General features: G+C 60.9%; 12 protein-coding genes. All 12 read right to left on the bottom strand.

The genetic code is table 11. From position 1 onward, the window contains the following. Positions 1-184: transposase (locus CAK78_RS19920; protein ID WP_141214210.1), on the bottom strand; the 184-nt coding region annotated here is incomplete at its 3' end. Between the two features lie 34 nt (positions 185-218). After that, on the bottom strand, positions 219-653 hold the full coding sequence (locus tag CAK78_RS19915) for a hypothetical protein (protein ID WP_303396024.1): 435 nt from the start codon (positions 651-653) through the stop codon (positions 219-221). Beyond that, complete coding sequence (locus tag CAK78_RS19910) at positions 647-2077, bottom strand: mannose-1-phosphate guanylyltransferase/mannose-6-phosphate isomerase (protein WP_094698432.1); 1431 nt, start codon at positions 2075-2077, stop codon at positions 647-649. Before CAK78_RS19910 ends, CAK78_RS19915 begins: the two co-directional genes overlap by 7 nt. Before the next feature lie 74 nt (positions 2078-2151). Beyond that, on the bottom strand, positions 2152-3285 hold the full coding sequence (pseC, locus tag CAK78_RS19905; RefSeq protein WP_094698430.1) for a UDP-4-amino-4,6-dideoxy-N-acetyl-beta-L-altrosamine transaminase: 1134 nt from the start codon (positions 3283-3285) through the stop codon (positions 2152-2154). Beyond that, positions 3282-4286 carry a UDP-N-acetylglucosamine 4,6-dehydratase (inverting) gene (gene pseB / locus CAK78_RS19900; RefSeq protein WP_094698428.1) on the bottom strand — a complete coding sequence of 335 codons (1005 nt, stop codon included), beginning with the start codon at positions 4284-4286 and terminating at the stop codon, positions 3282-3284. Before pseB ends, pseC begins: the two co-directional genes overlap by 4 nt. A gap of 221 nt (positions 4287-4507) precedes the next feature. Further along, positions 4508-6337: a maltodextrin glucosidase gene (gene malZ / locus CAK78_RS19895; protein ID WP_017784202.1), complete on the bottom strand. Its 1830-nt coding sequence runs from the start codon at positions 6335-6337 to the stop codon at positions 4508-4510. A 5-nt stretch (positions 6338-6342) separates the two neighbouring features. Beyond that, on the bottom strand, positions 6343-7191 hold the full coding sequence (locus CAK78_RS19890) for an HDOD domain-containing protein (protein ID WP_017764864.1): 849 nt from the start codon (positions 7189-7191) through the stop codon (positions 6343-6345). A gap of 81 nt (positions 7192-7272) precedes the next feature. Next, positions 7273-7692 (bottom strand): META domain-containing protein, encoded by a 420-nt coding sequence (locus tag CAK78_RS19885; RefSeq protein WP_176452868.1) that lies wholly within the window; start codon positions 7690-7692, stop codon positions 7273-7275. Positions 7693-7869: 177 nt separating this feature from the next. Further along, complete coding sequence (gene yegD / locus CAK78_RS19880) at positions 7870-9231, bottom strand: molecular chaperone (RefSeq protein WP_094698426.1); 1362 nt, start codon at positions 9229-9231, stop codon at positions 7870-7872. Positions 9232-9337: 106 nt separating this feature from the next. Further along, entirely contained in the window at positions 9338-10327 is a 990-nt protein-coding gene (locus tag CAK78_RS19875; protein ID WP_010635765.1) for a 2-hydroxyacid dehydrogenase, read from the bottom strand. A 77-nt stretch (positions 10328-10404) separates the two neighbouring features. Further along, entirely contained in the window at positions 10405-10884 is a 480-nt protein-coding gene (locus CAK78_RS19870; protein ID WP_094698425.1) for a CreA family protein, read from the bottom strand. 21 nt (positions 10885-10905) lie between these two features. Next, positions 10906-11352 carry an Mpo1 family 2-hydroxy fatty acid dioxygenase gene (locus CAK78_RS19865; RefSeq protein WP_094698423.1) on the bottom strand — a complete coding sequence of 149 codons (447 nt, stop codon included), beginning with the start codon at positions 11350-11352 and terminating at the stop codon, positions 10906-10908. Positions 11353-11354 lie beyond the last annotated feature (2 nt).

Here is an 11354-nt window from a genome sequence, read left to right as displayed (position 1 = left end):
CCGAGCTCCATGGGCCGAAACGTTCTGGCAGGTCTCGCCAAGGTGCGCCGGTATGAAGAATCCAGAGAATGCCATCAAGCACTTGGCGCGGCTCACGAGTAGGGCGTCCGCTTATGCGGCGGCATAGAAAAAGGGGCTCGATAAGCCCCCATTGTGCATCGGTCAACTGGTAACGACGTGACATTGCATAGGTCTTAAGTTGTTGAGAAGATTTGAGATTATATATTCATCACTTTAAGAACACAGCCTAGGATCTGTCGTTCTTCAGCTTTGGTGATCTCTCCACCAGGGCCATAGAACTTGAGACCATTTCGGTCATGTGGGATATGGCTACCGGTAACCATGATGGCCGGAATGCGGCAATGCATGGCTTGTAATGCCAAGGCCGGTGTTGGTAGCACCCCATAGAAGAGGGGCTCAACTCCACGTTGTTGCAGGGCAGCAGCACAGGCGTTTGCTATGCTAAGGCTACTGGGCCTGTTGTCTATGCCTAGCGCTACCTTGTTAAAGGTATAGCGCTCATGCATGACTGAGATGAAGGCATGCGTAAATGCTTGGCAGGCTTCCGGCGTCAATTGGCTGACCAAGCCCCTTACACCGCTTGTACCAAAGCCCAAACCACTATGCTGGATAATCGTCTTGGTGCTCAGCATGGCTCGCTCCCATCTTTGTGATAGTGCTCCCCCAGCCTCACTATGTCATCTTCCCCCAAATAGGAGCCTGATTGAACTTCGATAAGTACCAAGTCGACTTTACCCGGGTTTTCCAACGAGTGAACGGTTGCAATAGGGATATAGACGGACTCATTTTCCGTGATGAAACGCTCGACACCGTTCATTGTCATCCTGGCTGTTCCGGAGACCACTATCCAGTGTTCGGCCCTGTGGTGATGCAGTTGCAGAGAAAGCTTGGCACCAGGCTTAACTGTGATGCGTTTGACGTGGAAGCGCTCTCCGCTGTCAATAGCATCGTATTTGCCCCATGGGCGGTAAACCTCGCGATGACGTTCGGTTTCTGTGCGATTCATACTTTTAAGACGTGATGTCAGAGTCTTGACCTCTTGAACCTTGTCGTGCGCGGCAACGAGTATGGCATCCTTAGTTTCCACTATGACTAGCCTGTCCAATCCAATGGTGGTCACTAGCCGGTTGCTGCTTTTGATATAACAATCTGTTGTGTCAAGCGCCAAGATGTCGCCTTCTAGGACATTCCCTTGCGCGTCTTTCTCGTTGACCTCCCACAGGGTGGACCAAGAGCCCACATCGCTCCATCCAGCATCCATGGGCACGACGACGGCATCTTGCGTTTTTTCCATCACAGCATAATCCACTGACTCGCTGGGCGATGCCTCAAAGGCCGCGCAGCCGACACGGATAAAATCGAGATCATGCTGTCTGGTGCTGAACGCGTTTTCACAAGCGGCCAAGATATCAGGGCGATAAAGTTTAAGTTCCTCAAGATAGCGGCTGGCCTTGAACATAAAGAGGCCGCTGTTCCAGAGGTATTTTCCAGAGGAGAGATACTGTCTTGCCGTGTCCAGATCCGGTTTTTCGATGAAGGCGTCAACGCGAGAAACGCCCCCCCCAAGAGATTCTCCTGCTCTGAGGTAGCCATAACCGGTTTCAGCTGTTTGGGGGACGATGCCGAATGTCACCAGTTTGCCATTGGCTGCAAAGGGGTATGCTGCCTCTATGGCTTGTCGGAAGGCGTGCGGCTCCTTGATTGCGTGGTCTGCAGCCAACACCAACAACACGGGGTCATCAGCGATCGTCATACCATGCAGGGCTGCCACAGCGATAGCTGGGGCCGTATTGCGTGCTGATGGCTCCAGCAGAATATGGTTCTGGATTCCGGCTGCCCGCAACTGCTCCGCGACAATAAAGCGATGGGCCTCATTGCAAACCACGGTGAAGGGGTGAGCGGCAAGTTCTTTGACCCTGCCAATGGTATCCAGCAGCATTGAGGTTTCACCCAACAGCGGCATGAACTGCTTTGGATATAACTCACGAGAAAGAGGCCAGAGCCGACTACCTGATCCCCCCGCCATCACAACTGGCAAGATTGCTGTATCCGTCATTTTATCTCTCTGTATATCGAGTATCTGGACCTTTTGACGGCAAGCTCAGAGCCTGCTTGTTCTTTTATGTACTGCTATGCATCGGCAGTTACCAATGTAAATACCTGATGTTGTTCCGCTGTCGTTAAATGAGGGAAAAGCGGGAGAGTTATGGCACCGTAATAGTAAACCTCTGCCATCGGCAGGGGGGACTTATGGCCTTCTTGGTGCCAAGGCTGCTTGTAGATGGGCATATAGTGCACGTTGGCCCCGATACCATGATCGCGTAGGCGCTGGAACAGGTTACTGCGCAGTTCGGGTGCTACATGGTGTACATACAGGTGGAAGGCACTGCGCCGCTCTTCGCCGAAATAACGGGGCAGACGTTCGGGGGCCAATGCTTCGAAGTAACGATGGGCAATTTCGCCCCGCTTGGCGATCCAGGCTTCAAGATTGCTCATCTGGCTCAACCCCAATGCAGCCTGGATATCTGTCATTCGGTAGTTGAAGCCCAGCATCTGCTGCTCGTAGTACCAGGGGCCGTCCGGCTCATTGATGAAGTCGGCCGGATCTCGGGTGATGCCGTGGCTGCGCAACATGCGCATGGTTTTGGCGAGGGCAGGGTCGTTGGTCATCGCCATGCCGCCCTCGCCGGTGGTGATGATCTTCACCGGGTGGAAGCTGAAGACGGTGATGTCGCTGTAGCGGCCGTTTCCGGTGGGTTCGTCGTGATAGCGGGCGCCGAGGGCGTGGCAGGCATCCTCGATGATCCGAAAGCCGTACTCTTGTCCCAGGCGGTGGATCTCCTGCATGTCGCAGGGCAGGCCCGCGAAGTGTACCGGGATGACCACCTTGGGCAGACATCCTTGAGCCTTGGCGGCTACCAGCTTGCGCTCCAGCTCGATGGCGCACATGTTGCCGGTATCGGGCTCGATGTCGACGAAGTCGACCTGAGCCCCGCAATAGAGAGCGCAGTTGGCCGAGGCGACAAAGCTGATGGGGGAGGTCCAGACCCAGTCACCCGGGCCGACACCCAGTGCCAGACAGGCGATATGCAGGGCGGCCGTGCCTGAGTTGACCGCCACCCCGAAGCGGGCTCCGCAGTAATCCGCCACTGCCTGCTCGAAGCGGGGCACCACGGGCCCCTGGGTCAGAAAGTCTGACCTCAATACTTCGACCACGGCTTCGATATCCGCTTCGCTGATCGACTGTCTGCCGTACGGGATCATTCCATTACCACCTTGCTGTTCAACTCTTTCAGCTGCTCAACCGTCAGGAAATCAGCGTTATCACGGGAGTTGTACTCGAACCCCTGGGCCACCATGGTTCCCTTTTCACCCGAGGCGGTGACGGAGAAGTCATTGTTGCGATTGTTGAAGTTGATGGTCGGTCCGATGATGAAGAAGTCGTCGAACTCGAAGGTGTGGTAGGAGTCGTCACACGGGCACATCACTTCATGCAGTTTCTCACCCGGGCGGATGCCGATGATCTCCTGGTCCAGCTGAGGGGCCATGGCGGTAGCCAGGTCGGTGATCCGCACCGAGGGCAGCTTGGGCACAAAAATCTCGCCCCCTTTCATGCGCGGGAAGTTGTTCATCACGAAGTCCACCCCCTGCTGCAGGGTGATCCAGAAACGAGTCATCTCGGCGTGGGTGATGGGCAGGGTGGTGGCGCCCTGATCGATCCGTTTCTGGAAGAAGGGCACGACCGAGCCGCGCGATCCCACCACGTTGCCATAGCGCACCACCGCAAACCGGGTCGGATCCTGGCCGGCGATGTTGTTGGCGGCGACGAACAGTTTGTCGGAGGCCAGCTTGGTGGCGCCGTACAGGTTGATGGGGTTGGCGGCCTTGTCGGTGGAGAGGGCGATCACCTTCTTGACCTGATTGAGCAGGGCGGCCTGGATGACGTTCTCGGCCCCGTGGATGTTGGTCTTGATGCACTCCATGGGGTTGTATTCGGCGGCCGGCACCTGCTTGAGCGCCGCTGCATGCACCACATAGTCGACCCCGCGCATCGCCATGGTGAGCCGGTTGGCATCCCGCACATCACCGATAAAGTAGCGCATGCAGGGGGCGTTGAAGACCTGCTGCATTTCGAACTGTTTCAGCTCGTCGCGGGAGTAGATGATCAGCCGTTTCGGCTTGTAGCGTTCCAGCACTGTCTTGACCAGCATCTTGCCAAACGAGCCAGTGCCGCCGGTAATCAATAGGGTTTTATTGTCGAACATGACGGATTCTCGCTAGTGATGCCAAGTGACAAGCAATTTATGTGCCTTGGGCCAGTTTAGCCGAAAAGGGGCTGATGCGGTCCGATATGATGCCAGTTTTATTCCACTCTGAGTGAACTAACTAGATGATTCATAGAGAAATCCAACCCAGTTCAAACAACTTTATGCGATCTCGGGGGCTTTAACAAAAAGCGGAACACAGGGTTCCGCTTTTTTGACGCCTAGCTGGAGAGCAGCACTCTAGCCGAGTTGGCGGGGATGGTGAGCTGCACCTCCCCCTGCACCACTTCGAATTTGTCGCCGTTGAAGGCGTCGGTGAAGCGGCTGGCAGGACTGGCGGTCTGCCAAAGGGGCAGGCTGATGGTGCGCGGCTCGCTGGGGTGACGGTTGCAGGCTACCACCACCTGATCGCTTTGCAGGGTGCGGGCGAACACATAGCTGTGGGGGCCGGCATAGAGGGTCTGGATGTCGCCGCGGCGCAGGGCCGGACGCTGCCGGCGGATCTGGATCAGCCGGCGGTAATGGTCGTGCAGCACGTGGTCCCAGGCGGTGGTCTCCCACGGGAAGCAGCGACGGCAGTCCGGATCGTTGCCGCCAGAGAGCCCCACTTCATCGCCGTAGTAGATGGAGGGCACGCCGATATAGGTGAGCAGCAGGGTGGCGGCGAGCCGCATCCGCTGCTTGTCCTCCCCCAGTAGATGGAGGAAGCGGGCGGTGTCGTGGCTGTCCAGCAGGTTGAACTGGGCCAGCTGGTTCTTGAACGGGATGTGTGCTCGCGCCAGTTTGAGCCAGCGATCCAGCTCTTCGGCGCTGATCTTGATGGGGTGGTAGGCGATGTCCTGGCCAGCTAGGAAGGCGCGGATCGGGTGGGCGAAGCCGTAGTAGTTCATGGCGCCGTCCTCCTGATCCCCCTGCAGCCACTGGCTCGCCTCGAAGAAGTGTTCGCCGAGCACGTAGGCGTCCGGGTTCTCCTGCTTCACCGCACCGCGAATGGCGCGCACGTGGCCGCGGTTGCCCTCGGCGGTGCCGCGCTCCCCCAGCATGTGGATGACGTCGAAGCGCCAGCCGTCGATCTGGTAGGGGGCGCGCATCCAGTAGCGCAGGATGGCGTCATCGGCGCGATAGACGGCGTCCTGCACCTGTTCGCTGGAGAAGTCGAGCTTGGGCAGGCTGCGGATGCCCTTCCAGCTGACGTAATCCCCTTCGCTGTCAAAGGTGTAGAAGCTGCGCCACGGTGAATCCGGGTTGCGCTGGGCCCCCAGCGGTGGGCAGAACCAGGGGTGCTCGGTGGAGGTGTGGTTGACCACCGCATCCAGGATGATCTTCATGCCGCGCTGGTGCAGGTTGCGGGTCAGCTCGGCAAACTGGGCGTTGGTGCCCAGATGCGCATCCACCTTGAAGTAGTCCTGGGTATCGTACTTGTGGTTGCTCGGCGAATCGAAAATGGGATTGAGGTAGAGCGCCGTCACCCCGAGAGATTGCAGGTAGTGCAGCTTGGCATCGATGCCCGCCAGATCGCCGCCGTAGAACTCGCAGGCGCCGTGGCCCTCCTCGTGGCGGCTGACCGGCTCGCCCCACGCCTTGCTAATGACCGCCTTGCCGCGGTACTCATATTCGTGATGCTTGACGCTGAGGGACGGGTCGCCGTTGCAGAAGCGGTCCGGGAAGATCTGGTAGAACACCTGATCCTGCACCCAGGCCGGCGGTTGGTGCAGGCTGTTGAAGCGAAAATGCTGTTCCCGCGGCGGCATGGCCGAGCTGACGCCGGCACCGTGCAGCCACCACTGCTCCTCGTCGGTGAGACACTTGAAACAGTAGAGATGAATGTCCTGCCCCTTGTGAAGCGGCAGGGTGCCCTGCCATACCTGCAGCCGATCGCGGGTAGAGACCGCCGTCATCGGCACCAGATACTCCTCGTTGTCCGGCTCATGGCGCAGCCACACCTCGCGGATCGGCGCGTCCAGCTCGCTGAACAGGGTGAGTTGCAGGGCGTCGGCGCTCTCTTTGAACCAGGGCGCCACCTGGGGATGAAACAGAAACGGATGGGTCATGATGCTTATTGAGTCAGAAGATCGGCGAGGGCATTACCCTGTTCATGCAGTGTTTCGAGCTGGCCGGCGAGGGACTTGGGATCCAGTCCCAGCTGGTCGGCCAGCGGTTTGGGGAAGCGGGCTATGATGGCCTGGGCCGGCACCCCGGCGTTCCAGGCGAAGGAGATGAAGACCGCCAGGCGGATCAGTACCGCCTCCTTGCTGACCGGATCGTGGGAGAGGGGATCCAGCTGCTGGGAGATGGCGTCGACGAAGGCCTCCGACAGGTTCCAGCGTCGCGCCAGCTCGGCCCCGAGCTGGGCGTAGTCGTACCCCAGCATCTCGCGCTGGGCCTCGACCCGGCTGCTCCCTTTCTGGATCGCCAGATTGATGAGCTCCGCCTCTTCCGGCAGGGTGCTCTGGATCAGCAGCTCGCCGATGTTGTGGATGAGGGCGCAGGTGAAGGCGGTCTCGGGGTCGAGCACCTTGGCCTCCTGGGCCAGGGTCTTGGCGATGGTGGCAACCTGAAAGGTCTCGGTCCAGAACTTGTTCTTGTCGAAGCTGGGAGGGGCCTTGAAGCTGCCGATGATGCCGGAGGCGACCACCACAGATCGCAACCGGTTGAAACCGAGGCGGATCACCGCCTGTTCGATGGAGGTGACTTCGTTGCCACGGCGCAGGGCGGCCGAGTTGGCCATCCGCAGCACCTTGACGCTGATCACCTGATCCATGGCGATCTTGGCCGCGATCTGGTCGATGCGGGCATTTTCATCGCTGAAGCTCTGCATCAACTCATGCAGCAGCTGTGGAATAGTGGGGAGTTGTTTGATCTTGTCAAACAGACGGTCCATCGACATGGCTGAGGCAGCCTCCATTGCGAGCACTGCCTCATATTGTGCCACAGGCGGGGCACATGTTCCTGTTTGTGATCCGGCTTTGTGATACGAAGGGGGGGGTTACAGCACCCAGTCGCGCAGGGTGTATTCCAAACGATGCCGTTTGCCCTGCAGGATCAGGGTCTGGGTGGTGCCATCCAGGGTGGCCCCTTCGGTGAGAGTGGTCAGCACCGCCTGCTCCACCGCATCGAGCGGGGCCTGGCAGGCCATCTCGGTGCTGCCCAGACTGGTCACCCAGAACTTGCTCCCCTCGAGGTGACCCTGACCGAAGTAGCGGTTGCAGCCGGCGATGCCGTTGACGGTGAAGTGCTCACCTATCTCGAAATCGGGCGGATTGTCTCGCGCTGCAGTGACGGGCTGGCCATCCAGCTTGTCGAGCACCCAGTGGTGGTGCTGCAGGTCTTGCGAGGCAAAGCGGGGAGTACTGCTGCAGGCGCTGAGCAGACACAGGGCGAGCAGCAGTAGCAAGAATCTGGGCATGAAAGGGCTCCGGTAGTGGGAGTGACAAGCATACCCTCTGCGCGCTCCTCCAGGCAGGGCGAGGGGGAGCGTGCCCGACCGCTTCTGTCGTCCCGCGGATTGAGCCTGTGTCGTTAAATGGCAACACCGGCCTTGCAAAGGGGGCTGGCGTCACCGCCGACACCTTCCGCCGGGGCGTCAGTTGCCGAACAGCCGCTCGGCGTAACGGGCCAGACCGGAGGCGACCGAGCCGAAATCATCGCCCCCTTCCAGCGGTACCTGGGGCAGCTTCTGGCGGATGAAGGCCTGGATGAGGGGCGAGCGGGCGCTGCCGCCGGTAATGAAGACCCGGTCCGGCTGGACGCCGGCGGCGGCAATGGCTTCGTCCATCAGCTCGCCGATCTTCTCCAGCAGCGGGGTGGAGGCGCTGGCCAGCTGATCGCGCTTGAGCTCGGCCGTCAGCCCGCACTCCAGCTCGGCCAGAGATTGCTGGGCCGACTCCTCCTGGGAGAGGGCGATCTTGCCCTGCTCGGCGCGCCACACCAGCTGGTGGCTCAGCTTGTGGGCGCGCAGACTGGCGAGGCGCCCCAGCTTGCTGCCGGGTAGGCTGTCGAGCTGCAGATCCTGCAGCTGGCGGCCCGTCTCCAGGCTGTAGAAACGGCTCTGGGCGCTGACGTCGTTGATGGCGGCAGCATCCCAGAACAGCGGGTGGGGCAGCGGCTTGCCGGTCTTGAGGGTCTCGTGCATGCCGAGCAGCGGCATCATGCCCTCCACCGTCAGCCGGATGTCGAAGTCGTTGCCGCCGATGCGCTGACCACTGTGGCCGAGCAGATCGCCGCTGCGATCGAGCTGGGCACGATGGCTCGGGCCCATCCGCAGCACCGAACAGTCGGTGGTACCGCCGCCGATGTCCACCACCAGCACCACTGCATCCTCGTTGAGGCGGGCCTCGAATTCGAAGCCAGCCGCCACCGGTTCATAGAGAAACTCCACCTGCTCGAACCCGGCGAGGCGCGCCGCCTCGCTAAGGATGGCGATGGCCTGACGGTTGCTCTCTTCCCCCGCCAACCCCTGGAAGTTGACCGGGCGGCCAACCACGGCCCGGCGAATAGGCGCGCCGAGCTGCTGCTCCGCCTCGCGCCGCACGTGCAGCATCATGGCACAGACGATGTCTTCGAACAGGGCGATCTGCGGTGCCTTGAGGCCGTAGGCGCCGAGGAAGGATTTGGGCGACTTGATGTAGTAGCCGTCGTCCGGCTCTTCCAGATAGCGCTCCAGCGCCGCGGCGCCGAAGCTGAGCTCGTCGATCAGCCCCTCTTCGCGCATCTGGCGGCGTACCGCCTGGGCCCGGGTCACCACGGGGCCGCGCAGCTTGAGGTACTCGCTCTGCTGGGCGGGCGCCAGCCCTTCGGCCAGCAGGCCGGCGATGGCATCCCGGTGGGGAGCGTGCAGGGTGGAGGGAAGATAGTGGGCACCGCTCAGGTTCAGCAGCCGGGGGCTGCCTTGTTCCATCACGGCGACGGCACAGTTGGAGGTACCGTAATCAAATCCGATAAACATGGGCAGCCAGACTCCTGAGCAAAAAAGGGCTGGTAGCCTACCCGAAGGCGCCGGGTCTCACAACCCGGCGCACGGCAATGAACCGCTGAGGGGCAGGGGAGGCCCCTTATTCCACTTCGTTGTCAGAGCGGCCCTGACTGTCGATGGCGCGGATGTTGCTGAGGGTGGTGTCGGCGATGGCGTGCAGCGCCTCCCGGGTCAGGAAGGCCTGGTGACCGGTGAACAGCACGTTGTGGCAGGCCGATAGGCGGCGGAACACGTCATCGGTGATCACCTCGTTGGACTTGTCGGCGAAGAAGAGATCCTCCTCCTCCTCGTAGACGTCCAGCCCCAGCGCGCCGATACGGGCGGTCTTGAGCGCCTCGATGGCGGCGTTGGAGTCGAGCAGGCCGCCCCGGCTGGTGTTGATGATCATCACCCCGTCCTTCATCTTGGCGAACGCCTCCTTGTTCAGCAGGTGGTAGTTCTCCTTGAACAGCGGGCAGTGCAGGCTGATGACGTCGGACTGGCGGAACAGGGTATCGAGATCCACGTACTCGGCGCCGAGATCGATGGCCGCCTGGTTCGGATAGGGATCGCTCACCAGCAGGCGCATGCCGAAGCCCTTGAGGATGCGCAGGGTGGCGATGCCGATCTTGCCGGTGCCTATGATGCCGGCGGTGCGGCCGTGCATGTTGAAGCCGACCAGCCCCTCCAGCGAGAAGTTGGCGTCACGGGTGCGCTGATAGGCTTTGTGGATGCGGCGGTTGAGGGTCATCATCAGGCCCACCGCATGCTCGGCGACCGCTTCCGGGGAGTAGGCGGGCACTCGCACCACCTTCAGCCCCAGCTCCTTGGCGGCGGCCAGATCCACGTTGTTGTAGCCGGCACAGCGCAGGGCGATCACCTTGGTGCCGTTGGCCGCCAGCTCGGTCAACACCTCGCGGTCGGCATCGTCGTTGACGAACAGGCACACCACGGGGAAGCCGTGGGCCAGCCGGGCAGTCTTGGCCTCCAGCCGCACGTCGAAGAACTCAAGTTCATAACCGTACTGGCTGTTGGCCTGATTGAAGTGCTCTTTGTCGTAGCTCTTGGTACTGAAAACGGCGACTCTCATGGTGCGCTCTCCGCAGATTATGATGTGGTTAAATTACAACAAATATGGGTCGTCATCACGGGATAAATGGTGGGGATTCAGCCCCACGGCATGATAGGCACGGCGCTGACCGCACTCTTGTAAGAACCATCCACCAGCTTGGTGCTGTAAGTCAGATAGACCAGCGCATTGCGCTTCTGATCGTAAAAGCGCACCACCTTCTGCTCCTTGAATACCAGCGAGGTGCTGACATCGAACACCTCTTCCCCCGCCTTCAGCCTGGCGGGCAGGGTAATGGGGCCGATCTGGTGGCACGAGAGGGAGGCGTGGGAGGGGTCTTCCGCCAGCCCGAGCCCGCCCTTGACGCCGCCGGTCTTGGGGCGCGCCAGATAGCAGGCGACGCCGTCGATGCGCGGGTCGTCGAACGCCTCCACCAGGATCTTGTGGTTGGGGCCAAACAGCTTGAAGGCGGTGCTCACCTCGCCGACGGGGTCGGCCTTGTCGGCCAGCGCCGGGCCGGCAATCAATGCGCCCAGCAGCAGCGGCAGGGCGCGAGCAAGGGTGTGACGGTATCTCATGGTCTCTCCTGTTGGCTTCCCTCAGTAGGGAATGCCCAAACGACGATAGAGGCTGGCCAGCACCCAGGCGGGGCCGATCAGCAGAAATTGCAGGTCGGCAAGGAAGGAGGGGCGCTTGCCCTCGATCTTGTGGCCGACGAACTGGGCTATCCAGAGCAGCACGAACCCGGCCAGCGCCGGCCACAGCAGCGGGCCCTGCCAGGCGTGGCAGGCGGCCAGCCCCAGCGCGGTCAGCACCGCCATCCCCACGAACAGCACAAACGACAGCCGCAGGTAGAAGGCCAGCACCGGAATGGCGACCAGCGCAGCCCAGTTGAGAGACGGTGGCAGCGGCCCGGCCGGCAGGCACCAGAGCAGGGCCAGGGCGCAGAGATAGATGCCGGGTACCGCCAGCTTGTGGATTGCCACATTGACCGGGTGTTGGTGGCTCTGGCCGTACAGTTCAAACCACTCCTCGATTCCCTTCATGG

Source organism: Aeromonas sp. A35_P (genome assembly GCF_002259925.1).
Classification (GTDB): Bacteria; Pseudomonadota; Gammaproteobacteria; order Enterobacterales; family Aeromonadaceae; genus Aeromonas; species Aeromonas dhakensis.
Note: the sequence above shows the minus strand (reverse complement) of the source record. Positions and strands in the feature narration are given on the sequence as shown.